The following is a 24,507-nucleotide window of genomic DNA, read 5'->3' as shown; positions in this document are numbered from 1 at the left end:
CCTCGGTGGCAAAAAATCAGCGTTCGATATCAGGAAAGTTGATGTGCTCCAGAAAGCTTTTCTCGAAGGCAGGAGTGCCGGAGAGCGGAATAACCCGGAAGGAACCGGCAAGGGTCTCCACTGCCGCCTCCCCCGCTCCTTCCAGCAGGGTCCGCTCCACACCGCGGAGTGCTCCCTCGCGGACGAACCGGGTAGTATGTACCATCATTTCCGTGAAAATTCCAATATTTTTTAGGCTTCGCGGCGCCAGGACGACGCCGAAGGAACCGGTCAGGACGACCTCGGCAATTGTGGCACTGTCGATGCCGGCCCGGCCGCAGAGTACCTCGATTCCCGCCCGGATCGCCCCTTTCGCCAGCTGCACCTGGCGGATATCCTCCTGACTCAGGTAGACGGTGTGCAAAGCGTCGCGGTGCAGGACAAACGCCGGCTGGCCGGCGACCTCCCGCACCCGGTCACCGAGCGGCGAGGCGATCTCCGCCGCCGGCAGCAGCCGGCCGGTCCGGTCGACAATTCCCGTTTCCAGCAGCAGGGCAATCGTATCGAGAACGCCGGAACCACAGATACCGAGCGGCGGCTTGCCGTCGATGACCGTCAGGGCCAGTCGCCCGCCAGTGGCGGCAACGGTGCTGATCGCGCCGGGGAGGGCCGGCATCCCGCAGGCCAGGTTCCCCCCCTCGAAGGCCGGCCCGGCCGCCGCCGAGGTGGCAAAGAGGATGTCACCCGCCTGGAGAACGATTTCGCCGTTAGTTCCCAGATCCAGGTAGAGGCGGGAGGAGCCGGCAGCAGGGAGCGGTGCCGCAGTATCGTAGAGAAAGGCGACGGTATCGCCGCCGACGAAGCCGCCGGGGAGCGGAAAAAGGTAGAGCGTCGCCGGCAGATTCCAGCCGAGTTCGCGGGCAGTCATGATGCGTCCCGCCGTAAAAAGCGGGCGGTAGGGGGGAAAGGCCAGCGATTCGACCGGCAGGTCGAGCAGCAGATGTTCCATGGCGGGATTGCCGGCAATGGCGATCCTGGCAAGCGCCTCCGGCGGGTATCCCGTCGCCGTCAGCAGTTCCGTGGCCAACCGCCGGAGCTCGCCCCGGACCACTTCGGACATCTGCTGCCGCGCCTCGATTGATCGGCAGGCGGCGGCCAGCCGGGAAACCACATCTGCCCCGTACGCCCGTTGCGGGTTGAGGCTGCCGGCTGTCGCCAGGCGGTCGCCGGTCGCCAAGTCGAGGAGTGAGGCGGCGATGGTGGTCGTGCCAAGGTCGACGGCCAGCGCCAGGCGGTCAGACGAGGACAACGGGATGCTCCCCGGCGGGCAGGACCTGCCCGACCGTCGCGGCAAAGATCCCCCGCTTGGCTGCAGCGGCATGGAAACAGCCGGTGGCCGCCGGCGGCAGGGCAATGAGCAATCCGCCGGAGGTCTGCGGATCGAACAGTGGCAGGAAGCGCGCGTCATCGCCGGTTGATGGGGAGACGAGCGGAGCGTAGTGGTCGCGATTGCGGTAACAACCGGCCGGTACCAGTCCGTCGGCCACCAGTTCCCCCACCCCGCCCATGAGCGGTACTGCGTCGAGCGTGAACTCCACGGTCACGCCACTCCCCCGGGCCATCTCGCTGGCATGGCCGAGCAGGCCGAAGCCGGTCACGTCGGTGCAGGCCGAGGCGCCGCATTCGACCATCAGCCCGGCGGCAGCGGCGTTGAGCGTCGTCATCCAGCGGATCGCCTCCGCCTCGGCGGCAGCAGAGGCCATGTCGGCCTTGATCGCCGTCGAGATGATCCCAGTGCCGAGCGGTTTGGTCAGGATCAGCTGGTCGCCGGGCCGGGCCGTCGCATTCCGGACCACCCGGGCCGGGTCGATCAGCCCGGTGACCGCCAGACCATACTTCAGCTCGTCATCTTCCACCGTATGCCCCCCGACCAGACAGACGCCCGCTTCCCGCATGGCGTCGAGCCCACCGGCCAGGATCTCGGCCAGCACCTCACCGCCAAGGGTGCACGCGGGAAAGAAGACCAGATTGAGAGCGGTCACCGGCCGTCCCCCCATGGCAAAAACGTCGGATAGGGCGTTGGCCGCAGCTATCCGGCCGAAGGTAAAGGGATCGTCCACCAGCGGGGTGACGATGTCGACCGTCTCCACCAGGGCGAGCCTCTCCCCGATCCGGTAGACCCCCGCGTCGTCGGCAGTCTCCGGTCCCACCACCAGGTCGGGGTCGCTACTTCGTCCCACGACCGTCCTGAGCGCATCTTCCAGGCCCGCCGGGCCCAGCTTGGCCGCTCAGCCGGCAGCCTTCACCATGTTTGTCAGTTTGATCTTCTGTTTAGTCATGAGTTCGTCGTGCGGGCAAATATCGTCGGAGAAAAGTCCGCCGCGGCCCGCAACACGGCGGCGTCAGGGGGAACCGTTCAGGTAGACCCGCGGCACCCGCTTGCTGATGCCGCAGAAAATCTCGTAAGGGATGGTGCCGGCCCAGATGGCCAGTTCCTCGGCATGGATACAGTTGCCCTGTCGATCGCAACCGAGCAAGGTAACCTCGTCCCCCACCGCCACGTCGGCGATCCCGGTCACGTCGGCCATGAACCAGTCCATGCAGATCGTGCCGACCACCGGCGCCCGCTCCCCGCGCACCAGCACCTGGCCGCGGTTGGTCAGCGCCCGGCCGTAGCCGTCGGCGTAGCCGACCGGCACGCTGGCGATCAGCCGCCGCTCCGTCGCGGTATAGCGTCGGGCGTAACTGATACTGGTCCCCGGCGTCACCCATTTGAGCATTGCCACCCGGCTTTTCAGGCGCATGACCGGCTGCAGGTCCATTTTTCCGGCAAAATCCCCCGATGGCACGGCGCCGTAGAGGACGATGCCGGGCCGGACCAGATTGCAGAACGGCAGCTCCATGCCGAAGGCGGCCGCGCTGTTGGCAATATGGACATAACGGGGTTCCAGGCCATAGGAACGCGCAATGCCGACCGTCTCGGCAAAGATGGCGGCTTGGCGCTCCGAGTAGCGGCGCCCCTCCTCGTCGAGTTCATCCGCCGAAGCGAAGTGGGAGATGATCCCTTCCAGCTCCAGATGGTGCAATTCCCGCAGGGCGCGGAAGAATTCATCCGCTTCTTCGTGGCTGATCCCGAGACGCCCCATCCCGGTATCGATCTTGACATGGACCTTGGCCTTGCGGTAAAGGCGGGCCGCCGTCTCGTCCAGGATTTTCGCCTGCTCGAGACTGAAGAGCGCCGTAGAGAGGTTGAAGCCGACGCATTTCTTCTCCTGACCGGGATAGACCCCCCCCAGGATCAGCACCGGCCGGTCGATGCCGCTCTTGCGCAGCTGAATCCCCTCGGCGAGGAACGCCACGCCGAAGGCGGTCACGCCGAGCGTCTCCAACTCCCGGGCGATATCCATGAAGCCGTGGCCATAAGCATCGGCCTTGACGATGGCCAGAATACCGCAGCTCCGGGGCACGGTTTGCCTGATCTGGTTGAAGTTGTAACGTAATGCGGCGAGATCGATTTCGGCAATTGTCGGACGACTGTCCATCATGATCCTGATTTTTCCGTCGGGTAAAGGTGGCGGGCGCAGGGCACGCTTGGCCAATTACTATCACTTATCCCCGGCACTGTAAAGATGAAAACCCTGTGCTGCCGAAGGCTTAAAACCCGTTGACTTAGTGGGAAATTTCGTTTAGCCTTGTTTACACAACAAGCCTGCTGGGGGAGTTCGCCAGAACTGAGATGGGCAGCGCCCAAACCCTTTGAACCTGATCCGGCTAGCACCGGCGTAGGGAAGCGGCCAGAATCTTCGTCTATCAACTTTCTGGAACCGTGACCGCTGTCGCGGTTTTTTTTTGGGCCCCGATCCGGGAGAGGAACCGATGAACGGTAACGGCCACACACTCCGACTGATCGTCAACAGAGAAAAACAGGATTCGGCAATCCGGGGGCTTTACCTGGTGACCGACGACGGTGACAACCTGGCCAGTCGGGTCGAGGCAGCTATCGACGGCGGCGCCTGGATAGTCCAGTACCGCACCAAGGACCGTGACCCGGAAGTGCGCTTCGCCATCGGGCTGGAGCTGCGGGAACTGTGCCGCAACCGGGGAGTCCCGTTCATCGTCAACGACGACCTGGAACTGGCGAAGCGGCTCAATGCCGACGGTCTCCACCTGGGACAGGAAGACGGCGACCCGCGGGAGGCGCGGCGGATTCTCGGCCTGGGAAAACTGATCGGCGTCTCCACCCACAACATGGAAGAGGCCCTGGCCGCCCAGGCCGCTGGGGCCGACTACCTCGGTTTCGGCGCCATGTATCCGAGCCGGAGCAAGGAGATCTCCCACTTGGCCGGGCCGGAATTGCTGGCGGCAGTCCGCAGCCAGATTTCGATCCCGATCGTCGCCATCGGCGGCATTACCGTCGACAACGGCGCCGCAGTGATCGATGCCGGCGCCGACGCCCTGGCGGTCATTTCGGCAGTGCTCTCCCACCCGGAGCCGGCGCTGGCCGCTGCCGAACTGGCGCTCTTGTTCAATCGCCGTGCGCCGCTGCCACGGGGGGGGGTACTGACCGTCGCCGGCAGCGATTCGGGAGGCGGCGCCGGCATCCAGGCCGACCTCAAGACCATTACCCTGCTCGGCAGCTACGGCTCGTCGGTACTGACCGCCCTGACCGCCCAGAATACCCGCGGCGTCTCGGGTATCCACGGAGTGCCCTCCGAGTTCGTCGCCGACCAGCTTGATGCCGTCCTGGCCGACATCCCGGTGGATGTTGTCAAGACCGGGATGCTCTTTTCGGCCGGAATCACCGCCACGGTCACCGACAAGCTCGCCGCCTACCACAAGCGGCTGGTCGTCGTCGATCCGGTGATGATCGCCAAGGGAGGCGCGGCACTGATCGACCGCGAGGCAGTGGCCATGCTCAAGGACCGGTTGCTGCCGATAACCTACCTGCTGACCCCGAATATCCCGGAGGCAGAGCGCCTCACCGGCATGGTCATCGCCGGCGAAGAGGAGATGCAGGAGGCCGCCCGGCGGCTGCACCAGCTGGGGGCCAGAAATGTCCTGCTCAAAGGAGGGCACCTGCTGGCCGGCGATGCGGTCGACATCCTTTACGACGGCGCGGCCTTCCAGCGGTTCGCCGCACCGCGCATCCTGAGCAAGAACACCCACGGCACCGGCTGCACCTACGCTTCGGCCATCGCCGCCTTCCTCGCCCAGGGCGAACCGTTGCGCGTTGCCGTCGGCCGGGCCAAGACATTCGTCACCGCGGCCATCAAGCTCGGCCAACCCCTCGGTCGCGGCCACGGGCCGGTCAATCACCTGCTCGCCGCCCGGGAAATCTGATCACGATTCATCAATTCGCTACAGAGGAGTTTTTTCATGACCCAGCTCGACTACGCCCGCAAGGGGATCATTACCGACAAGATGAAAGAGGCCGCCCTCGCCGAGGGAGTGGAACCCGAGTTCATCCGCGCCGGCATCGCCGCCGGGCGGATCATCATCTGCCATAACATCAAGCACGGCAACGGCCGGCCCCTGGCGGTCGGCACCGGGCTCCGGACCAAGGTGAACGCCAATATCGGCACCTCCGCCGACGACCTCGACATCACCAAAGAACTGGAGAAAGCCCGCACCGCCGTCAAATTCGGCGCCGATGCCATCATGGATCTCTCCACCGGCGGTCCCGTCGACGAGATCCGCCGGGCAATCATCGCCGAAACCACCGCCTGCATCGGCTCGGTACCGCTCTATCAGGCAGCTCTCGATGCCGTTCGGACCAAAAACAAGGCGATTGTCGACATGACCGTCGACGACATTTTCGAGGGGATCATCAAACATGCCGAGGACGGCGTCGATTTCATCACTGTCCATTGCGGCGTGACCCGGAGCACCGTGGAACGGATGAAGAACGAGGGGCGGATCATGGATGTCGTCTCCCGCGGCGGGGCCTTCACCGTCGAGTGGATGACCTACAACCAGCAGGAGAACCCGCTTTTCGAACACTTCGACCGCCTGCTGGAGATCACCCGGGCATACGACATGACCCTCTCGCTGGGGGACGGCTTCCGGCCCGGCTGTCTGGCCGACGCCACCGACCGGGCGCAGATCCACGAGTTGATCATCCTCGGCGAGCTGACCCAGCGGGCTCAGGCGGCCGGCGTCCAGGTGATGATCGAGGGGCCGGGGCACGTGCCGCTCAACCAGATCGAGGCCAACATCCTCCTCCAGAAACGGCTCTGCCATGGTGCCCCTTTCTACGTTCTCGGCCCGCTGGTCACTGACATTGCCCCCGGCTACGACCATATCACCTGCGCCATCGGCGGGGCCATCGCCGCCGCGGCCGGCGCCGACTTTCTCTGCTACGTCACCCCGAGCGAACACCTCCGGCTGCCGACCATCGAGGACGTCCGGGAAGGGGTGATCGCCTCGAAAATCGCCGCCCACGCCGCCGACATCGCCAAGGGGGTGAAAGGGGCCATGGACAAGGACATCGTCATGGCCAAGTGCCGGAAAAAACTCGACTGGGAAGGTCAGTTCGGCCAGGCACTCGATCCGGAGAAGGCCCGGCGGCTGCGGAGCGAATCGGGGGTTGCCGATCACGGCGCCTGCACCATGTGCGGCGAATTCTGCGCTTACAAAGTAATGGACGACGCCATGGAGAAACAGGCGGCGCAACGGTAGCAACAAGCCGCCGGTCGCCGTCGCCACCGATGAAATCGGTTGACTTCCGCGACGATTTACAGTAAAAATCCGCAGTGCAATGCGGCACGCCACCTTAGCTCAGATGGTAGAGCAATTGATTCGTAATCAATAGGTCGCCGGTTCGATTCCGGCAGGTGGCTCCAGGAAATTGATCAGGCCCACGGTTTCTCCCCGTGGGCCTTTATTTTTTCCGGCAGGGGCAACGCCGCTAGCCGGCGCCGCCGTACGGATCGCCCTCTTCGCCGCCCCCCGGCGGTGGTTCTCCGCCCGCCGGCAGCGGCGAGCGGTCGTTCACCGCAAAGACCTCGATGCCGGCTTTTCCCTCCAACGGACAGACATTTTCGCAAATCCCGCAACCGTTGCACAATTCCGTCACAACATACGGCACCTGCAGCCTGACGGAACGACCGTCGTCGGTCGTTTCAGCCACCGTACGGGAGCGGATCGCCTTTTGCGGGATCGGGCAGTGCTCTTCGCAGACGATGCAGTTGGTCTTTTTGGCGAAGGGGAGGCACTGGTTCTTGTCGAAGACTGCCTTGCCGATCACCTGGCGGCGTTTTTCCTCCACCGGCAGGGCGGGAATGGCGCCGGTGGGACAGACCTGGCCGCAGAGGGTGCAGTTATATTCACAGTAACCGAGCCGCGGGATCAGGTGCGGAGTGTAGAGGCCCTCCGCCCCGGACTCGAAGATCGCCGGATAGAGGGCGCTCTTCAGACAGACCTTCATGCACTCGCCACAACGGACGCAGCTCTGGAGAAACCGCTGTTCGTCGGTAACCCCCGGCGGCCGGAGCAGCCGCGCCTGGGCTGCCGGCGAGCGGAAGCGGAAAACCCGGGCCAGAAAAAAGCCGGAAACGAGCCCCCCCAGCAGAACCCGGCGCTGCAGGAACACCGGTTCGCCGGCCGGCCGCCGGCCGAAGCCGAAGGTGACCCGCTGGGCCGGGCAGCGCCGCTGACACTCCAGACAGAGGATGCACTCTTCCCGCTGGAGGAGTTCCTGATCAAAGGTGGTCGGGCAAAGTTGACGACAGGCGCCGCAGTCGGCACAGAGACCGGCAGGGCGGCGAACGAGCGGGGAAAACCGGGCGGCAATCCCGAGCAGCGTGCCGAGCGGGCAGAGATTCCGACACCAGTTACGGCTCTCATACCGTTCGAGAACGATGATCAGCACGAGCAGGAGCGTCGAGAGCAGCGCCAGGGGGTAAAAGGTTTCGCGGAAGGGGAGCAGGTGATCGCGGAGTAGCGCATAACCGGGGGCCAGGTAGTCCCGGTTGTCGCCCAGCAGCCGGTACAGGCCGACCCACACCTGACGGGCCGAGTCGCCGAACAGCGGGTAGAAAAAGAAGGTCAGCCCCCGGACAAGCAGCGCAAGAGGGTCGAGCAACCCGGCCAGATTGACGTCGAACAGCGCGGCGCCGAGCAGTGGCAACAGCAGCCAGTATTTCAGGTTCCCCTTGAGGAGCGGCAGCGCCCCCCGTTTGCGGATTCGCGGGGTGACGAGATCGAGGATGGTGCCGAGCGGGCAGACCCAGCCGCAGAAAAAGCGCCCCAGGACCAGCGACAGCCCCAAGAGCAGGAGCCCGGGCAGCACCAGCCAGACCATGGTCTTCTCGGCCAGCAACACTGTCACCGCCACCAGCGGGTCGGCCCGGAAAAAACTGTTGACCGCCGCCGCCAGCTGATCGCTCCCCCGGTATTCGGTCTGCACGAAGAGCACCAGGAAGAGGAGCAGGAAAAGGAGCTGGCTGAGGCGAGCCGGCGAGATTTTTTTCATGGCCGTCCCCCGGTTAGCCCCTGACGACCCGGACCCGCCGCAGGTTCATCTCGCCCAGTCCGCGCCGGTAGGCGGCAACCGTCACCTCGATCTCTTCCGGTTTCAGGCCGAAGAGGGTCGTTGCATAGGCGTCGGCGGCAACGATGTCGGCGGAGGCAACGACGGTATCGAGCACCTTGACATCGGCCGGGTCACCGCCCTGGGGACCGTGGGCAGTCAGGACGCGGGTCGCGTCGATCACCGTCAGGTGGCTCTTGAGAACGCTGTTGATATCGGCCAGGGCGGGGCCGATATGCCGGTGGATGCTCCCCCGGTTCCCCCCCATGACCCCCATGACGTTTTTCAGGCCGAGGCTCAGCCGGGTCAGCCCGTGGTGCTTGGCCACCGGTACGTTGATGAAGACATCTGCGCTCAGCGCTTCGCCGTACAGCTCCCAACTCTTCAAAGTCCCGCCCTTGATCGCCACTGGGTGGAAGCGCTCGTTTTCGATGAACTTCAGCTCCACCCGGTCGAGCCCGCTGAGCGCCGCAGCAATGCCGCTCTGGACGTAGCAGCGCCGTTCGTCATTGCAGGTCCGGTCGAACACCTTAACCTTCTTGGCACCGACCCGCAGGGCTTCCTCAGCCAGCCCCCGGACCACCAGCGGGTGGGTATTGGCCGCCTGGGCGGGAGTCCGGTCCCACCCCATGTTGGGCTTGATCACCACCACGTCCCCCGGCTTGACGAAACGCTTCATCCCCCCCAGCAGATCCACCGCCCGAACCGCCGCCCGCCGGTAATCCTTGTCCCGGCTGACCGCCACGACCGGAATTTCCCTGGCAAACAGCCGGCGGACCAACCCTTCCGCCAGAAGCGACGCCACGCCAATCCCCTTGAGAAACGACCGTCGATCCATACGCCCTCCCCCTTTACCTCCCGGGCGGCACATCCCGGCGCGAGGTTTTCGTCATGCGTCACCGTCTCCTTGAACCGGCCGGCGGAGCAAAGGTTATCTTCTTGACGGAAAGAGTGTAAACAGAGTATCCTTTGCTCCTCATGGCAGGCCCCAACCCCGATAAACTCAGCAATTATCAGGCATTAATCACCAAAGTCGATAATCTTTGCCAACGAACCACCAATTGTTTCCGAAGCGAAATCAGATGCCGACGAGGGTGCGCCGCCTGTTGCCGACACATCTCAATCTTTCCGGTCGAGGCACTGGCCATGGCAACCGCCCTCGCCCGGCTGCCGGCCGCCGAAGCCGAACAGATCCGCGCCAGGGTTCAGCAGGCCGATAACGATACTTGCCCTCTGCTGAAAGATGGCATATGCCTTCTCTACCCCGCCCGGCCGCTGATCTGCCGGACTCACGGGTTGCCGCTGCTTACCAGGCATGGCGGAAAATCTTCGGTCGACTTCTGCCCGGAGAATTTCCGGGGGATTGCCACCCTCCCCGGGAGCGCCGTCCTTGACCTTGACCGGCTCAACGAAACGCTGACCGCCATCAATGCGCTCTTCATTGCCGACTCGCTGGCGGAAGGAATTCATTATCCCGAACGGCTCTCAATTGCCGAAGCGCTGCGGGACAAGTAACCGGTATTTTATCGCTTTCGCCACGAAATGACTGGATTTTTTTCTCGGGACATGCAATATTAGCGACCCCTAACCAGATTCTAACCTGCCAAAGCGAAAGGAGATCATCTGTGTTGAGCCGTTTACTTGTTGGGAACGCGGTGCGAATCGCCATTCTCATAGTCGGCAGCCTCACGGTTTTCCCCGTGGCCGCATTCTGCCAGGACAAGCAACCGGCCACCGGCAAGGATTACCTGGTGGTAGAAGCAAGCGAAGCTCCGCAAGACGAGCGGGAACTGGTGGACTCCTTTGCCCCGTCCTTCGCTTCACAGGAGATCAAGCTGAGCCCCGGTCCGGCCGGGCGGAAAATGTTGACGATCACCGCCGACCGGAATTTTACCGGCCGGATGGTGCGAAAATACAACGAAACGCTGCTATCACGCGGCATTAACATCTTCGGCGCCGCCTACTTTGGCGACTTCTCGTGGGACCGACCCGCGTTCGATGCCAGCATAACGGTGACCCGGAAATACGCCGCCGAACCCGACACCATTGAAATTTCCGAGGGAATTGCCCAGACCGCACACGGGGATCGGCCGCTGATGCCGATGACGATAACCGCCGATCGGCTTTCCATCCCGCTTCGCGGCGATTTTGGCAAAACCTGGAAGAAACTGCGGCTGATTCCGGCAACCGAACCGATGGCGCCGGAACCGAAAACCGGTCGTTATCCCGGCTCGCGGGTCTACCTGGTCCGCCAGGACGACGGCCTGGCAAAAACGGTTTGCTATGCCGTAAAGGGAAAGCTGGCGGACGTTGAAAACTTTTTCGAAGGTAAACTCAAAGAGGTCCACAAGACGGTCATCGTGACCGGCGAACCCACCTCGCCGCCGGCCCCGGTGGAACTGTTCGGCATCAGGACCTCGGCCCGGATCATCGTCGTTGCCGGCTACACCTATGCGCAAAAGAAGCTGCACTATACGGAAGTGACTCTCAAGCAGGCCGGCGACCCGAACCTCGCCCCCTACGTCGAGATCGAAGTGGCAGAAAACTAGCGCGGCGCCTTCCCCAGTCCGTTGCGAACCGCGCGGGGCCAAGACAACAACAAACGAAAATGCGGCTCCGGTCAAAAGTCCGGTGCCGCCCCTCCGCTCTCCCCCGGCCGTTCAGCGGAATCAGGGTATTCCCCCCTCAGCCAGTCGACAAACAGATCAAACCGATAACCGGCCGTTCGGGCGGCTTCACGCAGCCGGTCCGCTTCCCGGCACAAGATCACCGAGGAGTGGCCGGCGGCCGTGACCGCCGCGGCAACGGCATCCCGGGTCAACCAGAACCGCAGCCAGTCGAGTAATTGTTCATACGGCTCCTGAACGAACCAGAGGTGACCATCCCCCCGGTGAACCAGCAGAAACGTCTGGATGTCCCGCACGGCGACAAGCCGGCGCAAGACGTCGCCGAGCCGGGTGCCCTCTTCTTCCCCCCCGGAAGTCGTATCGACGGCGAGCAGGATATCCGCCAGTGCCAGCGCCCGTTTTGCATCACTGGTCGTGTCGGTCGCCGCCGCGCCAAGAATGTCCACCAGCGCCCGTCGCAAGCCGAAAGTACCGAACCAGTCGGCAGAGCGGGACTGAACAGCGGCAGACCCGGCCAGCCGCCCCATTTCGCTGCAGATGAGCATCGCGGCGAGCAGCAGGCGGCCGAACCGGTTGTCCAGCGGCGGGGCCTCCTCCACTGGCCGCTCCAACTTGGCGATCATCGCCGTTGCCGTCTCGGCCAGGGCGGGCTCGGCCACGCCGGCCGCCTCGGCCAGGGCAACAAGAAACGGTTCCAGGTTCTCCCGGCAAGGACCGGGACGCCGGCCTTTCCCCGGCACCTTTTTGGCGGCGGACAGCTCTCTGCCGATTGCAAGGGCGGCCAGAAGTTCCCGGAAACGGCCGATCAGCGTGCCATAGCGGATCAGCTTCACCTCTTCGGCAATATCCGGCACCCCCCGACCGTCCAGCAACCGGCAGAGTTGCCCCCAAGTGCCGAAGTCGTCATCGCGAATCTCCTGGAAATCGAGAAAAGCGTGGTACTCGTATGCGTCCAGGGAGACGTACAGTCCCTGCTCGGCCACCTCCCGGCCGTGGCGGATATACTCAAGGCCGTTGGCATAATCGCGGAACGTGTAATAATGCCAGCCGTCAGCCTTGACGCCCAGAGCTTCGCCGACGGTACTCTGTCGGAGGACGGTCCCGCCGTTCTCCGGTACGGCCCGGGCGCAGGAGGTCCGGACCCAACCGGCCGTCTCGGCGTATTTATTGTGGTAAATGATCAGCCCGCACCGGTCACCGGCACGGTTGGAATAGGCAAAGACATTCTCGTCCACCGTGTCGCCGGAGAAGAAATCATAAAGGACGAAATGCTCCGAGCCACTGAACAGCCGCCGCTGGCGCAGCAGCGGGAAAATCCGCGCCTTATGCTCCGCCACCAGATGCTCGTCCACCGGCTCGTCCCAGAGCGCCTGTTTGTATTCCATGCCGTACTTCTCGTGGAACCCCTCAATCTGTCCGTGGCCGAACATCGGCAACCCCGGCATGGTCACCAGCAACACCGCCGCCCCGAAATATTTCTTCTCCTTGCCGAACTGTTCGATGGCAGTCCGCTCGTCGGGATTATTCATGAAATTGACGAACCGCTTGAGAATCTCGGGATTGAACTCAAGAACGTTTTTGATGGTCTGGCGATACTTGGCGTTTTCCTCCAGCTTGAGCATGTTCATGAAGGCACTGTTGTAAACCCGGTGCATGCCGAGAGTACGGACGAAATATCCTTCCATCAGCCAGAAGGCCTCGGCCAGCAGCAGGGTATCCGGCACCTCCGCCGCCACCCGGTCCACCACCTGACGCCAGAACTCCTCGGGCATGGCCGCATCGAAAGCCGCCCGACTCAGGCCATGCTCCGCCCGGGACGGAACGCCGCTGCCGAACCCCGGCTGGGGGAACCAAAGCCGCTGGTAATGTTTCTTGGCTAGGGTCATGGCAGCATCGAAACGGATGATCGGGAAATTCCGGGCTACGTGCAGGATGGTCTGGATGACCGCATCCCGCACCTCGGGATTGAGGTAATCGAGCTGGGCGGTGTCGTTCCAGGGAGTGCTGGTGCCGTCGTTACCGTGGTAGATATAGCGGGTCCGGCCGTCACGATGATCATAGTGTTTGAAGACCACGGCCGCATCGCTCTTGTCCCAGTATCCCTCTTCAAGGTTGAGACTGATTTCGGGCGAGGAGGAGAGATCGGGACCGCCGAAGCGGTAGGTCGGATAGGGTGGATAGTCCAGTTGAATGAACCAGTCGGGATGTTCGACCATCCACCGCGAATAGATACCGGTATGGTTTGGCACCATGTCGCTGGCCAGACGGATACCGCGGCGCAACGCCCGATCCCGGAGATTGGCCAGCGCCTCCCAGCCGCCCAGATCGCCGGCAATCTGGTAGTCGAACAGCGAGTAGGCGGAAGCGATCGCTTCCGGATTGCCGGTCAATTGTTTGATTTTCTGCGACGCCGGCGAACGTTCCCAGATGCCGATCAGCCAGAGGCCGCTAAACCCCCAGCGGGCCAACCGATCGAGTTCTTCATCGGGAATCTGGTCGAGCCGGGCGACCTCGCGGCCGTACTGGCGGGAGAGCTGCCCCAGCCAGACATAGATCATCTTGGCCATCAGCACGACGTTCGGCATCCAGTCAAGATCGGCGGAAAACCGCTCCGGTTCGGGATAGAAATCGTCGGGTGCCGGCAAGCCGCGCCGGGCAAATTCAAGAACCTGTGGCGGGCCGGCCCCTCCCCAGCGCTGGCGACTCTCCTCCGCAACGATTCCGGCAGCGGTCGCCAGCTCTTCAAGCAGTTCGGGCGGCAACAGCGGCCGCCACTCCCGCTGGATGAATTCCAACTGGCCGACCAGCGAATCGGGAGCGGCTTTAAGGGGGGCACGCAGCAGATCCGGCAGGGGGAGATGGAACCGCCCGCCGACGGGGAAGGTCCTGAGGGTATCCTCAACCCGCATCATTACCGGGCGATAGGGTGAACGGGCAGCGAGCTCTTCATCGTCGCACAGCGCCCGGAATGAATCGATCGCCCGGTTTTCGGCGCCGACCCTGAGAATGAGCAGTTCAAGCAGAATCTGCTGGCGGCGCATATGGGTCGGATCGTCACCGGCCAGATAGTCATCCGGGCTCTGGGCGCCGGCAAGGACCGGCGGCGGGGAGAAAGACCAGGCAAAGCCGGCGGTCGTCCGCGCCAGATCGCCGGATTCATAGCGGTAGCCGCTCCGTTCCGGCACCAGCAGCCATAACCCGGGCTGGCATTGTTCAGTGTACTGGCGGATCACATGTCGGAAAGCCCGGAGCATGACCGCGTAGAGGTTCAGCAGGCCAGCCTGAACCGGCGTTTCCCGGAATGCAGGCAGCCGGTTGAGTCGGGCAGCGACCTGTCGAGCGATCATGACGGGGGGGAGTGGCGTGCCGGTGGCAATCTCCGCCTGCAGATCACCAAGCTCCAGCCGCTCCCACATGTCGCGCCGCACTTGCAATTCGAAAGGGAAATAGGCACCCTCTCCGCTCACTTCCCGACGAACTGGCTTTGCCCCTCGGCCCATGCCTCCCCCTGTTGGACTTTCCGGTAATAGCTGGTACGTACTGCGATACTAGCCTAATTCACCCCCACCGTCAACGCCGGCCGAGCCGGCCCAGTGCGGTAAATCCTTTACTTGACTAATCGTTTCGTAACAATTAAGCTGTAATAATGTAACTCGGTTCATCGTAACTCGTCCCCATTCTCCTATCCCGACGGAGCGGACAAGAGTGCGCCTTTCCCTGATCGCCAAACTTTCCATTGCCAGCAGTATCGTATTGCTCATCACCATGGGCCTGTTTGCCTACATCAATGTCGAGCAACTGCAAAAGTTACTTTTCGAAGAAGCGATCACCGACGCCGACAAACTGGGCGAAACGATCGTCCGGACCACCCATTACAATATGCTGGAAAACAATCGGCGGCGTGCCTACCAGGTCATCGACGAAGTCGGTTCCCAGCGGGCGATCATCGAACGGATCAGGATGATCAACAAATACGGCTTGATCACCCACTCCACCGACCACAAGGAAATCGGCCTCTATCTCGACAAGAAGGCCGAGGCCTGCAACATGTGCCACTCGGGCCCTTCGCCACTCGTGCACGCCACCTCGATGAACCGAAGCCGCTTTTTCCATAATCGGGAAGGCAAACTGGTACTCGGCATCGCCAAGGCGATCTACAACGAGGAGCGCTGTTTCACTGCCTCCTGCCACTTTCATCCGAAAGAGGCCAAAGTCCTCGGCGTTCTCGACGTGATTGTCTCCCTCGATTCGATGCATCAAAAGGTCTACACCTACCGCAATGAGATCATCATCCTCACCTTTTTCCAGATCTGCCTGATCTCCCTCTGCCTGACCTTCTTTACCCAGCGGCTGGTCAACAAGCCGGTCCGACGACTGGTGCGGCACGCTCACTTGATAGGCAGTGGCGAACTGGAAGCCAGGGTGGCGATCACCAGCCATGACGAACTGGGCGAACTCGGCAACGCCTTCAACGATATGACGGCAAGCCTGAAACGCGCCCGCATCGAATTGGAAGATTGGGGCAAGAACCTTGAGGCGAAGGTTGACGAGCGAACCCAGCAGATCAAACAGATGCAGGCGCAACTCGTCCACTCCGAAAAGCTGGCCTCCCTTGGTGAACTGGTGGCCGGCATTGCCCACGAAATCAACAATCCGCTTACCGGCATTCTGGTCTTCGCCTCGCTGCTTGCCAACGACAGCAAGCTCGACCCGTCACTGAAAGGCGATCTGGACTTGATCGTCAAGGAAACTCAGCGTTGTGCCAAAATTGTCAAAGGGCTGCTCGATTTCTCCCGAGAGTCGATCCCACAGAAAAAGCCGTCGGCTGTCAATGCCATCATGGATGCCACATTGACGTTGGTCTGTCACCAATCGTGCTTCCATGATGTCACGGTCATCAAAGAATATAATCCGGATATTCCGGAGATGCTGCTCGATCCGCACCAGATCGAGCAAGTGTTCATCAACCTGCTCCTGAACGCCTGCCATGCTATCGCCGGCCCCGGCGAGATCAGAATTAAAACCGGGATCAGCAAGGAAAACCATTCGGCTTACATTGCCATCAGCGACACCGGCTGCGGCATTCCCGAGGAAAATCTCAGCAAGATTTTCGATCCATTCTTCACCACCAAGGAAAACAAGGGGACCGGCCTCGGGCTTTCGGTCTCTTACGGCATCATCGAGGGTCATGGGGGAAGGATTGAAGTACAGAGCACCGTCGGGGTCGGCACGACGTTTACCGTCTGGCTGCCGTTCATAAACCCGGATGACCAGGAATCCCCCCCGGATCAGTCCTCCCCTCAGCCGGACAACGGATGACCGCCGAACGGTGAAACGACAAAGGGAGGACCAATCGCCCCCCCTCTCGTCATCTCGTCCAGCGCAGCGCCGTTCTTGCCAGCGCCAGTCGCATCAGCCGCTCATCTGATTACGTACCGAAATCCGCAGTTTTTTCAGCAATGCCTGGAAATTTGGCCGAAGCATCCCGGTCTCCTCGGCTGCGCGAGTGATGTTCCAGTTGTTCCGTTTTAGCGCCTGCAACACAAAAGCCTTCTCGATCGGCTCCACGGCACGTTCCCGAATCTGCCGTTTCGTCTCCTTCAACTCCTCGACATTCTGAGGAACATATTCGAGTGCACCGCTCTTCTCACTCCCGGAGAGACGAAGCTCCAGGTCTTCCTTCTGGATGAGATCCCCCTCTGCCAGAACCACCGCCCGCTCGATGATATTCTCCAGTTCCCGCACATTGCCGGGGAAATTATACTCTTCCAGCAGGGCGAGAGCATCCGGGGCCAAGCCGCGGATATCCTTTCCCATTTCCTCCGAAAACTCCTTAAGGAAATGGCCGATCAAGAGTGGCAGATCTCCCTTGCGCTCCCGCAGTGGCGGAAGATCGACAGGAATGATATTGAGCCGGAAAAACAGGTCTTCGCGAAAGCCACCTTGCGAGACCAGCGTTCTGAGACTCTTGTTGGTGGCAGCAACCAGGCGGATGTCGATCGGAATCGGCTGGGTACCGCCGATCGGGGTAATTTCCCGCTCCTGAAGCACGCGGAGTAGTTTCGCCTGGGTGGTCAGGCTGATATTGGAAATCTCATCGAGGAAGAGCGTACCGCCGTCAGCCACCTTGAATAGTCCCGTTTTCGTCTGGATCGCCCCGGTAAACGACCCTTTCACATGGCCGAACAGTTCGCTTTCCAGCAGATTTTCCGCCAAGGATGTACAGTCAACGGCGACAAAAGGGTTTTCCCGACGATTACTGTTATTGTGGACGGCTCGGGCCACCAGTTCCTTGCCGGTCCCGCTCTCACCGGTGATCAGGACGGTGCTGTCGGTCGGCGCGACCTGAATGATCCGCCTATACACCTTTTGCATCTCCTTGCTCTCGCCGATGAACAGGTCGAAACCATGGTGTTCGCCCAATTCTTTTTTCAAAAAGATATTTTCGAGCAGGACCGCTCGTTGCTCCAAGGCCTTCCGAACCTTCTCGGTAATCTGATCAGGCGTGAACGGTTTGGCGATGTAGTCGAATGCCCCGTTTTTCATTGCCTCGACCGCAGTGTCGACCGTGGAAAAACCGGTGATGATAATTACCGGCACCTCGGGTTGCAGGATCTTGATCGCCTTTAACACCTCCATGCCGCTCATTCCCGGCATCTTAAGGTCGGAAATCACCAACCCAAAATTCTCCTCCTGCATTCGTTCCAGGGCAATTTGTCCGCTCGCCGATGTTTCCACATGGAAACCTTCTTTTTCCAGGATGCGCCGCAACCCCTCGCGAATGACCGCCTCGTCATCTACGACAAGCACATCAATGTTTTCCATCGCTTCCGTCCCCTCTTTCCAGCACATCTTTCTGTTATGACCGGCGAGACAAGATCCTGTCGGCCAAAGACGTGCCCAAGCAACAGGAATATCAACAGAGCGCAACAAGCCCGCGACAAAAACACCTTATGATTAGTGTTTTTTAAATTACAGCAATTGAAATATCAAGTCAAACCAATAAACCGGGACCATTTCTTACAGCGCTATTCACCTGCACAAAAACGCCACAATTCCAAGCTGATACGGTTTAATTCTAAGTGTACATTTTTTTATACACCCTGCAACCACGGAATTAATAACGCAAAATCATGCACTTGCTACAAGCCTACCGCAACCGCTTCACCTAGCAGGAATAAGCGACAGTATAAAGCTAATATACAGGGGTTATCAGGCTTCCACCGGCTGACATGGAATCCGCATACAAAACAGTGCAGGCTTTTCAAGCAGTTAAGTAATTTTAATAAAAACATCCAAAGCTGGCACACGGGGTGCAAAATGAAAAGCAACCAATCAAACCATTCCGCCAGCGCCAGGAGGATATATGAAAGCGATACGATTGACAGCCTTGACGTTACTTGCCGTCCCCGCAGCCGCACTAGCCGCAAGTGGTGCCGAAAGAGAAGGAAACGGCTTTCTCGTCATTCTCTTTCTGGCATTTGGCGCCTTGATTATCGTTTTCCAGCTCATTCCCGGGCTGGTGCTGTTCGGCTCCATGCTCAAGGGGCTCTTTACTAGGTCCGACCCGGAAAATTCTTCCGCGGAAGGGAACGGCAACAATGCGGTCTAGGTTTCTGAGTGAGTGACCACAACGATTCTGACCAGGAGAGGCGACGATGTTAGGACTTCTCATCGCAGACAACGACACGGAAGCTCGCAAGCAACTGGCAGACCTTTTTATCGAGGCAGGCTACAACGTGATCGTCACCAATTCGGCAGCCAACGCCATTTACGGCATTCTCAAGAAGGCTGCCCAGGTTGTCCTTCTCGGCAGCGAATTCGACGAGTTCAAGGCCAGCGATCTGATCCCGCTGCTGAAGAAATGCAACCGGGATTTGACTATCATCCTTGTTTCCGACGACTCATCGCTGCCAGTAATCAGAAAACTTCGCAAAGAGGGAATTTTCTATCACGCCCTCAAACCGGTAAAGCCGGAGGATAAAGAGGAAATCCGGCAGGCTGTTCGTTGTGCCTTCGATAATCTGATGAGCTGTCGGGCAGCACGTTGACCAGATCCAGGCGCTAAGCGCCAATACGAAGATATTTCACGAATAAGGAGGATGTCATGAAACGGATTCTGTTACGCAACACTCTGGCAGCATGGCTTGGGACCGTAGCACCAGCACTGGCCGCATCAGGAGCACGGGAGGATAACAGCGGTATTTTCGTCTGGCTGTTTCTCGGCTTCTGCGCACTGATCATCGTTGCCCAGGTAATCCCGGCAGTGCTCATGACACTCGGAGCCGCCAAGGGACTGAAAAAGGAGCGGGCGCTGGCCGAAGAGCAGGCAACCCACTAGGCGACGACAGGAACCGGCGGGCCGGCAGCGGCCGCCGAGAGAAGATTATTGACCGCAAACAAGGAGGTTCGTAATGTTCAAGCGACGTTTAACACCAGCCCTCGTGCTATCGCTTCTGGTAATGCTGCCCATGGGAGTGCTCGCGGCGGATAAACCGCAGGACGAATGCATCAACTGCCACGGAGACAAAAATATTAGCGGGAAAAGCGGGGCTCATCTGTACATCGATCCGCTGCAATATTCCGAAACCACCCATGCAGTCATCGGCTGCACGTCCTGCCATGAATCGGTAACGGCAAGTCATCCGGATGATGGCATCAGACCGTCCCGGGCAACTTGCAAGGAATGCCATGGGCCGATCCAGCAGGAATACTCCGCCAGCCTTCACGCCAACAATGCCGGCTGTGCGGATTGCCACAACCCCCACGCCGTCAAGCCACCGATGGAGTTGTCGGGCAAGCAGATGAATACAATGTGCTCAAAATGCCATGACACGGCCCGCATGATCAAAGTCCACGACAAGTGGCTTCCCCAGGCCGACCTGCACATCGACGCCCTGCCGTGCATCACCTGCCACACGGGGTCGAAGAGCTACGTCATTACCATGTATATCGAAAAACGGACCAGCGATTCGCCGCACAGCGATTTCAAGGTGGCCAAGTACGAGGAATTATCGCGATTCCTTCCGGGCGACAAGGACGTAACTGCCCTGATCGACAAAAACGGCGACAACTTCATCTCTCTGGAAGAACTGAGGACCTTCAACAAGAACGCCAAATACGACAATATCCGGCTGTGGGGGATGATGACCCCCGAAAAGGTTACCCACAGTTACCAGATCCTCGACAATCGCTGGGACTGCAGTTTCTGCCATGCCTCGGGACCGAAAGCGATGCAAACCAGCTTCGTCGCGTTCCCTGGCAAGAACGGTACTTTTTCCCGCGTAGCGGTTGAGAAGGGAGCAATCCTCGACCTGCTCTACGGCACTCCCGACTTTTACATGATGGGTTCCACCCGCAGCACCGCCCTATCGATTCTCGGCGGACTGATCATCAGTGGCGGCTTCCTGTTCGCCGCCGGGCACGGGACCCTCAGATTCCTGACCAGAAACAACAGAAAGGAGCATTGATCATGAGCGGCCATAACGAACACAAGGAATTCATCTATCTGACGCCGATGCCGGTCAGGATCTGGCACTGGATCAACGCCCTCGGGATCGTCACCCTGTGCATCACCGGTATCCAGATCAGATTCCCAGAATATGTCAACATCTTCGGGACCTACAAGTCGGCGATCCGGCTGCACAACACCGCGGGAGTTACCGTTTCCATCTCCTACGCCGTCTGGCTTTGCTACTACCTGATCATCAAGGGTAACCTGTTCAAGCTGTATGTGCCGAACGTCTACGATATCAAGATGGGTATTTTTAAACAGGTTCTCTACTACTTCTACTACTTCTTCAAAGGTGGCTCGAGTCCCCATCACGCCACCCCCGACGACAAGTTCAACCCGATGCAGAAGGTTGCTTACATGGGGCTGATGCTGGCACTGCTCCCGCTGGTGATACTCTCCGGCATACTGATCATGAACGTGGCGCCACTGCGTGAGTGGATCATTGTCCTTGGCGGCATCAAGCTGCTGGTAAGCGCCCACTTCCTGATCGCCTGCTGCTTTTTTGCCTTCCTGTTCGTCCATATCTATCTGGCGACCATGGGGCATACTCCCCTCGCCCACTTCAAGCCGATGTGGGACGGCTGGGAGGAGATTGAACACCACTGATCTCCGGTCATTTTTTCAGGAAAGGCGAAACGGTCAGCGTTTCGCCTTTTTTTTGCCGGAGATGCCCCCCTTCTCCATCGCATGAAAACAGGGTATTTAAAATTGACTAATCTAACTCCGTCACCTATAATTCATCGCGTTTTATGAACATTTCAATTTCAACAGGAGGCGAACATGAGATTGCGCTGCGCATTCACCCTCGTGACATGCATAGTCCTGACGGCAGGGCTTGCATGGGGGATTACCATCAAAGACGTGACATTCAGCACTAAAGATGCGGGCAAGATCGTCTTCAGTCACAAGGCCCACATCGGCAAAAAGGGAATCGAAAACAACTGCAAGGCATGCCATAACGCCATCTTCGACATGAAGAACAAAGTGACCTACACCATGGCGGATATGGAAAAAGGGAAATCCTGCGGCGCCTGCCATAACGGGGCCAAAGCCTTCCCGCTCAAGGAATGTGCCCGATGTCATGCCGTCAGAGAGATCACCTTCCAGGTGAAAGCCACCGGCCCGACGCCGTTCAGTCACAAGAAACATCTGACCCGCTACCAAAACTGCAATGCCTGCCATCCCAGGTTTTTCAACGCCGGGCCCAATAAACCGGCAACGATGGCCGACATGGAAAAAGGGAAATCCTGCGGCGCCTGTCACAACGGCAAAACCGCTTTTGGCGTTGGCGAATGTGCGAAATGCCATATGGTAAAGGAAGTTGCCCTTTCATCGAAAGATACCGGCCACATTATCTTCAGCCACAAAATGCACGCCGGCAAGATGAACTGCAGTGAATGCCACAACAAGATCTACGTCCCGGGGCGGAATACTCCGGTCGGCATGGCCGCCATGGAAAAAGGTAAGTCATGCGGCGCCTGTCATAACGGCAAGACTGTTTTCTCCGTAAAAGACTGCGCCAAGTGCCATCCGGTCAAAGAAGTTCATTTCAAGGTGAAGGGCGCCGGGCCTGCCACCTTCAGTCACGCCTTCCACTTGGGCATATACACCTGCAACAACTGCCATACCAAAATCTTCAAGGCTGGGCGAAACAACAAAGTGGTAACAATGGTCGAAATGGAAAAAGGAAAGTCGTGCGGCGCCTGTCATGACGGGAAAACGGCGTTCAGCGTCCGCGAAGACTGCGTGAAATGCCACGACATGTAATGGCTCGCTTCTGACGCACTATGCCAGACAAGGGCGGGGTCGATCCCCGCCCTTGATTTATCGGCAGTTTCGGATACACTGTAAGAGCAACGGAACGTTCAACTCAAGGGAGACTTCATGTTCAGGAGTTTCGCTGCCAAGGCAATTGTCCCGCCCGCCATCGCCGTGACCGGTTTTGTCATCGTCTGCTGCATTCTTCTCTATTCGGTTATCAAAACCGACATGCTGAACGACACGATTCGACACGAAACGAATCTGGCCGACACCATCGTCAAGTCGACCCGGTATGCCATGTTGAAGGACGACCGGGAGACGCTTCGGAACATCATTGACAACGTCGGCCAGCAACAAGGGGTCGAACATGCTCGCATCTTCAACAAGCGAGGGATCATCATGTTCTCGGCCCACCCCGAAGACGTAAACAAACTGGTCGACAAGAACGCCGCGGGGTGCATCGCCTGCCATGCCGGGCCGGTACCGCTTACCAGCATGGGGAGAATGGAGCAGGCCCGCCGCTACATCAATGAAAAAGGCAAGAACGTCATCGCCATCACGGCCCCCATCTACAACGAACCGGAATGCTTCAACGCTGCCTGCCATGTTCACCCCCCGGGCCAGAAGGTGCTCGGCACCCTCGACATCGGCCTGTCCGAGGAACCGCTGCAGAAGACCCTCGGAATTCTCCGGAACCGGATGCTGATTTTTTGCCTGATGGTCTTGCTGCTGACCGTCGGAGGCGTCTCCGCCCTCCTGCGTCGCAATGTACTAATGCCAATCAAGGAGCTATCGGAATTCATCCTGGCTATCAACAGGGGAGATCACGAGCGGAAGGCACCGGCCTATCGTGACGAAGTGGGAGATCTGGCACAATCGTTCCAAGAGATGTCCCAGAAGCTCACAAAAACTGAAGAGGCCCTGAAAGAGGCCAACGCAACGAAAGCCGGCAAGGGAAACACCCCGTCGGCAAACTCTTAGAATGATGCCTTTCGCCTGTGTCCGTTTATGAAACGAACCCCGGAACCCGTGCCACCAACCGACAATCCTGATTTCCTGCCCGACCGTGATCTGGTCCGGCAGGAAACGCTCAGGAAAATTGCCACCCTGCAAAAAAGGGCCAACCGCGGTTTGTGGGCCATGGCCCTTTTTATTCTGGTCAGCATGGCTGCACTATGGGATTTCAGCTTTCTTCCATCCTTCCCGCCGGCAATCAGGGCTCTCCTCGGCAAACCACCGTCAATCACCATGATCAGTGGTGCGTTGGTCCTCTACACCTTTTCAGCGATCATTCTCATCCTTTCGCGAATGATGGGCGGATCCGAAGAGTATAGCGGCTTCGCCCATGTGGGCTATCTCACCGCATTCTACGGCTTCTATCATTTTGCCAAGGCACTGGATGAAAACTACTGGGCGGTCTTCGCAGCAGGGCTGACGATTCTGGCCCTTGAAAGCTATCACATCTGGACCTTCTGCTCCGAAGCGATCCGCAAAGAGCAGGAAGTTCTCGACATCATCAGCAAGTACCGGAAACCGTAGGTCGCGCGCCGCCCCTCTTCAGGGCGCCGGAAAAGACTTGACGAATCATCGTAGAATTGCTAGCTTTGTTGGAACGTTACACCGTTTTCACAACCGCATATCGTCAGTTCGCTAGGGGAGTTTCGGCTGAGAGCCCATACCTGATGCCTGTTCCAATTCACCGTTGACGGAGCAACCGTGATGGTGGAGCGGGACCGGCAGGGCGACCCTTTGAACCTGATCCGGGTAATACCGGCGTAGGGAAGCGACATGGTTTCACCGTATCCATGGCCGCTTCTGCGGCTTTTTTCGTTTACACGACCAGAATAGCCATTGCAGCCCAGGAGGCCCCATGGAAGTGATCATCAACGGCGAAGCCAGGACCATCGAACCAATGTCGGTAACGGAGCTGCTCCGTTTCCTCGGGATCGACACCCAGCGGGTGGCAGTAGAACTGAATCTCGACATCCTCGCCAAGGCGGCCTACGACTCGACCCGGCTCAATGATGGCGACCGGCTGGAAATCGTCCATTTCGTCGGCGGTGGCTAGCTCGCCTGCCGCCAGCGCCCTCGCCTCG

The 24,507-nt window shown here is 59.8% G+C and carries 21 protein-coding genes, 1 tRNA gene and 2 riboswitches; of the genes, 15 read left to right on the top strand and 7 right to left on the bottom strand.

Translation table 11 applies throughout. The features are described from left to right. Window positions 1–16: 16 nt before the first annotated feature. From QMN23_RS03350 to alr, 3 genes are all read right to left on the bottom strand, one after another. Window positions 17–1,288, bottom strand: a complete 1,272-nt coding sequence (locus tag QMN23_RS03350) for an ASKHA domain-containing protein (protein WP_282001761.1) — start codon at window positions 1,286–1,288, stop codon at window positions 17–19. Then, window positions 1,275–2,318 carry a selenide, water dikinase SelD gene (gene selD, locus QMN23_RS03345; RefSeq protein WP_282001760.1) on the bottom strand — a complete coding sequence of 348 codons (1,044 nt, stop codon included), beginning with the start codon at window positions 2,316–2,318 and terminating at the stop codon, window positions 1,275–1,277. Before selD ends, QMN23_RS03350 begins: the two co-directional genes overlap by 14 nt. Before the next feature lie 63 nt (window positions 2,319–2,381). Beyond that, window positions 2,382–3,521, bottom strand: a complete 1,140-nt coding sequence (alr, locus tag QMN23_RS03340; RefSeq protein ID WP_282003800.1) for an alanine racemase — start codon at window positions 3,519–3,521, stop codon at window positions 2,382–2,384. Between the two features lie 162 nt (window positions 3,522–3,683). Further along, a riboswitch (TPP riboswitch) is annotated at window positions 3,684–3,785 on the top strand. Between the two features lie 70 nt (window positions 3,786–3,855). Here alr and thiD point away from each other — a divergent pair. The 3 genes from thiD to QMN23_RS03325 all read left to right on the top strand — a co-directional run bounded on the left by thiD (window position 3,856) and on the right by QMN23_RS03325 (window position 6,821). Beyond that, window positions 3,856–5,319 carry a bifunctional hydroxymethylpyrimidine kinase/phosphomethylpyrimidine kinase gene (gene thiD / locus QMN23_RS03335; protein ID WP_282001759.1) on the top strand — a complete coding sequence of 488 codons (1,464 nt, stop codon included), beginning with the start codon at window positions 3,856–3,858 and terminating at the stop codon, window positions 5,317–5,319. Window positions 5,320–5,355: 36 nt separating this feature from the next. Then, entirely contained in the window at window positions 5,356–6,657 is a 1,302-nt protein-coding gene (thiC, locus tag QMN23_RS03330) for a phosphomethylpyrimidine synthase ThiC (protein WP_282001758.1), read from the top strand. An 88-nt stretch (window positions 6,658–6,745) separates the two neighbouring features. Next, window positions 6,746–6,821 (top strand) — tRNA-Thr (locus tag QMN23_RS03325). Between the two features lie 65 nt (window positions 6,822–6,886). Here QMN23_RS03325 and QMN23_RS03320 read toward each other — a convergent pair. Both QMN23_RS03320 and QMN23_RS03315 read right to left on the bottom strand, forming a co-directional pair. Then, window positions 6,887–8,452, bottom strand: a complete 1,566-nt coding sequence (locus QMN23_RS03320) for a 4Fe-4S binding protein (RefSeq protein ID WP_282001757.1) — start codon at window positions 8,450–8,452, stop codon at window positions 6,887–6,889. Between the two features lie 13 nt (window positions 8,453–8,465). Then, a complete protein-coding gene (locus tag QMN23_RS03315) occupies window positions 8,466–9,347 on the bottom strand; it encodes a DUF362 domain-containing protein (protein ID WP_282001756.1) in 882 nt (293 codons plus the stop codon). 140 nt (window positions 9,348–9,487) lie between these two features. Between QMN23_RS03315 and QMN23_RS03310 the strand changes: the two genes are divergently transcribed. Next, entirely contained in the window at window positions 9,488–10,024 is a 537-nt protein-coding gene (locus QMN23_RS03310) for a YkgJ family cysteine cluster protein (RefSeq protein WP_282003798.1), read from the top strand. 110 nt (window positions 10,025–10,134) lie between these two features. After that, complete coding sequence (locus QMN23_RS03305; RefSeq protein ID WP_282001755.1) at window positions 10,135–11,058, top strand: hypothetical protein; 924 nt, start codon at window positions 10,135–10,137, stop codon at window positions 11,056–11,058. 71 nt (window positions 11,059–11,129) lie between these two features. Here QMN23_RS03305 and QMN23_RS03300 read toward each other — a convergent pair whose 3' ends face one another. Continuing rightward, complete coding sequence (locus QMN23_RS03300; RefSeq protein ID WP_282001754.1) at window positions 11,130–14,636, bottom strand: alpha-amylase family glycosyl hydrolase; 3,507 nt, start codon at window positions 14,634–14,636, stop codon at window positions 11,130–11,132. 205 nt (window positions 14,637–14,841) lie between these two features. Here QMN23_RS03300 and QMN23_RS03295 point away from each other — a divergent pair, with 205 nt between their 5' ends. Next, window positions 14,842–16,455, top strand: a complete 1,614-nt coding sequence (locus QMN23_RS03295; protein ID WP_282001753.1) for a HAMP domain-containing sensor histidine kinase — start codon at window positions 14,842–14,844, stop codon at window positions 16,453–16,455. Window positions 16,456–16,548: 93 nt separating this feature from the next. Here QMN23_RS03295 and QMN23_RS03290 read toward each other — a convergent pair whose 3' ends face one another. Next, window positions 16,549–17,961 carry a sigma-54-dependent transcriptional regulator gene (locus tag QMN23_RS03290; RefSeq protein WP_282001752.1) on the bottom strand — a complete coding sequence of 471 codons (1,413 nt, stop codon included), beginning with the start codon at window positions 17,959–17,961 and terminating at the stop codon, window positions 16,549–16,551. Window positions 17,962–18,502: 541 nt separating this feature from the next. Here QMN23_RS03290 and QMN23_RS03285 point away from each other — a divergent pair. The 9 genes from QMN23_RS03285 to thiS all read left to right on the top strand — a co-directional run bounded on the left by QMN23_RS03285 (window position 18,503) and on the right by thiS (window position 24,479). Then, window positions 18,503–18,748 carry a hypothetical protein gene (locus tag QMN23_RS03285; protein ID WP_282001751.1) on the top strand — a complete coding sequence of 82 codons (246 nt, stop codon included), beginning with the start codon at window positions 18,503–18,505 and terminating at the stop codon, window positions 18,746–18,748. A 46-nt stretch (window positions 18,749–18,794) separates the two neighbouring features. Then, entirely contained in the window at window positions 18,795–19,187 is a 393-nt protein-coding gene (locus QMN23_RS03280) for a response regulator (protein WP_282001750.1), read from the top strand. A gap of 56 nt (window positions 19,188–19,243) precedes the next feature. Further along, complete coding sequence (locus tag QMN23_RS03275) at window positions 19,244–19,477, top strand: hypothetical protein (RefSeq protein WP_282001749.1); 234 nt, start codon at window positions 19,244–19,246, stop codon at window positions 19,475–19,477. A 73-nt stretch (window positions 19,478–19,550) separates the two neighbouring features. After that, window positions 19,551–20,606 carry a cytochrome c3 family protein gene (locus QMN23_RS03270; protein ID WP_282001748.1) on the top strand — a complete coding sequence of 352 codons (1,056 nt, stop codon included), beginning with the start codon at window positions 19,551–19,553 and terminating at the stop codon, window positions 20,604–20,606. 2 nt (window positions 20,607–20,608) lie between these two features. Next, entirely contained in the window at window positions 20,609–21,256 is a 648-nt protein-coding gene (locus QMN23_RS03265) for a cytochrome b/b6 domain-containing protein (RefSeq protein WP_282001746.1), read from the top strand. A gap of 174 nt (window positions 21,257–21,430) precedes the next feature. Then, window positions 21,431–22,417, top strand: a complete 987-nt coding sequence (locus QMN23_RS03260; protein WP_282001745.1) for a cytochrome c3 family protein — start codon at window positions 21,431–21,433, stop codon at window positions 22,415–22,417. A 117-nt stretch (window positions 22,418–22,534) separates the two neighbouring features. Beyond that, window positions 22,535–23,392, top strand: coding sequence for a HAMP domain-containing protein (locus tag QMN23_RS03255; protein ID WP_282001744.1), 858 nt, complete (start codon window positions 22,535–22,537; stop codon window positions 23,390–23,392). Window positions 23,393–23,419: 27 nt separating this feature from the next. Beyond that, the gene (locus tag QMN23_RS03250) at window positions 23,420–23,950 is read left to right on the top strand and encodes a menaquinol oxidoreductase (protein ID WP_282001743.1); all 531 of its coding nucleotides are present in this window, start codon (window positions 23,420–23,422) and stop codon (window positions 23,948–23,950) included. Window positions 23,951–24,053: 103 nt separating this feature from the next. Beyond that, window positions 24,054–24,210, top strand: a riboswitch (TPP riboswitch). Window positions 24,211–24,281: 71 nt separating this feature from the next. Next, complete coding sequence (thiS, locus tag QMN23_RS03245) at window positions 24,282–24,479, top strand: sulfur carrier protein ThiS (RefSeq protein ID WP_282001741.1); 198 nt, start codon at window positions 24,282–24,284, stop codon at window positions 24,477–24,479. Window positions 24,480–24,507: the final 28 nt, after the last annotated feature.

The sequence above is a fragment of the Geotalea uraniireducens genome (assembly GCF_027943965.1).
In the GTDB taxonomy this organism is placed as follows: Bacteria; Desulfobacterota; Desulfuromonadia; order Geobacterales; family Geobacteraceae; genus Geobacter; species Geobacter uraniireducens.
This window is presented reverse-complemented; position numbering and strand designations above follow the sequence as displayed.

Coding starts and splice junctions, on each gene's coding strand:
- alr (WP_282003800.1), bottom strand. CDS start 3,521: ATGGACAGTCGTCCGACAATTGCCGAAATCGATCTCGCCGCATTACGT.
- thiD (WP_282001759.1), top strand. CDS start 3,856: ATGAACGGTAACGGCCACACACTCCGACTGATCGTCAACAGAGAAAAA.
- thiC (WP_282001758.1), top strand. CDS start 5,356: ATGACCCAGCTCGACTACGCCCGCAAGGGGATCATTACCGACAAGATG.
- QMN23_RS03320 (WP_282001757.1), bottom strand. CDS start 8,452: ATGAAAAAAATCTCGCCGGCTCGCCTCAGCCAGCTCCTTTTCCTGCTC.
- QMN23_RS03315 (WP_282001756.1), bottom strand. CDS start 9,347: ATGGATCGACGGTCGTTTCTCAAGGGGATTGGCGTGGCGTCGCTTCTG.
- QMN23_RS03310 (WP_282003798.1), top strand. CDS start 9,488: ATGGCAGGCCCCAACCCCGATAAACTCAGCAATTATCAGGCATTAATC.
- QMN23_RS03300 (WP_282001754.1), bottom strand. CDS start 14,636: ATGGGCCGAGGGGCAAAGCCAGTTCGTCGGGAAGTGAGCGGAGAGGGT.
- QMN23_RS03290 (WP_282001752.1), bottom strand. CDS start 17,961: ATGGAAAACATTGATGTGCTTGTCGTAGATGACGAGGCGGTCATTCGC.
- QMN23_RS03285 (WP_282001751.1), top strand. CDS start 18,503: ATGAAAGCGATACGATTGACAGCCTTGACGTTACTTGCCGTCCCCGCA.
- QMN23_RS03280 (WP_282001750.1), top strand. CDS start 18,795: ATGTTAGGACTTCTCATCGCAGACAACGACACGGAAGCTCGCAAGCAA.
- QMN23_RS03275 (WP_282001749.1), top strand. CDS start 19,244: ATGAAACGGATTCTGTTACGCAACACTCTGGCAGCATGGCTTGGGACC.
- QMN23_RS03270 (WP_282001748.1), top strand. CDS start 19,551: ATGTTCAAGCGACGTTTAACACCAGCCCTCGTGCTATCGCTTCTGGTA.
- QMN23_RS03265 (WP_282001746.1), top strand. CDS start 20,609: ATGAGCGGCCATAACGAACACAAGGAATTCATCTATCTGACGCCGATG.
- QMN23_RS03260 (WP_282001745.1), top strand. CDS start 21,431: ATGAGATTGCGCTGCGCATTCACCCTCGTGACATGCATAGTCCTGACG.
- QMN23_RS03255 (WP_282001744.1), top strand. CDS start 22,535: ATGTTCAGGAGTTTCGCTGCCAAGGCAATTGTCCCGCCCGCCATCGCC.
- QMN23_RS03250 (WP_282001743.1), top strand. CDS start 23,420: ATGAAACGAACCCCGGAACCCGTGCCACCAACCGACAATCCTGATTTC.
- thiS (WP_282001741.1), top strand. CDS start 24,282: ATGGAAGTGATCATCAACGGCGAAGCCAGGACCATCGAACCAATGTCG.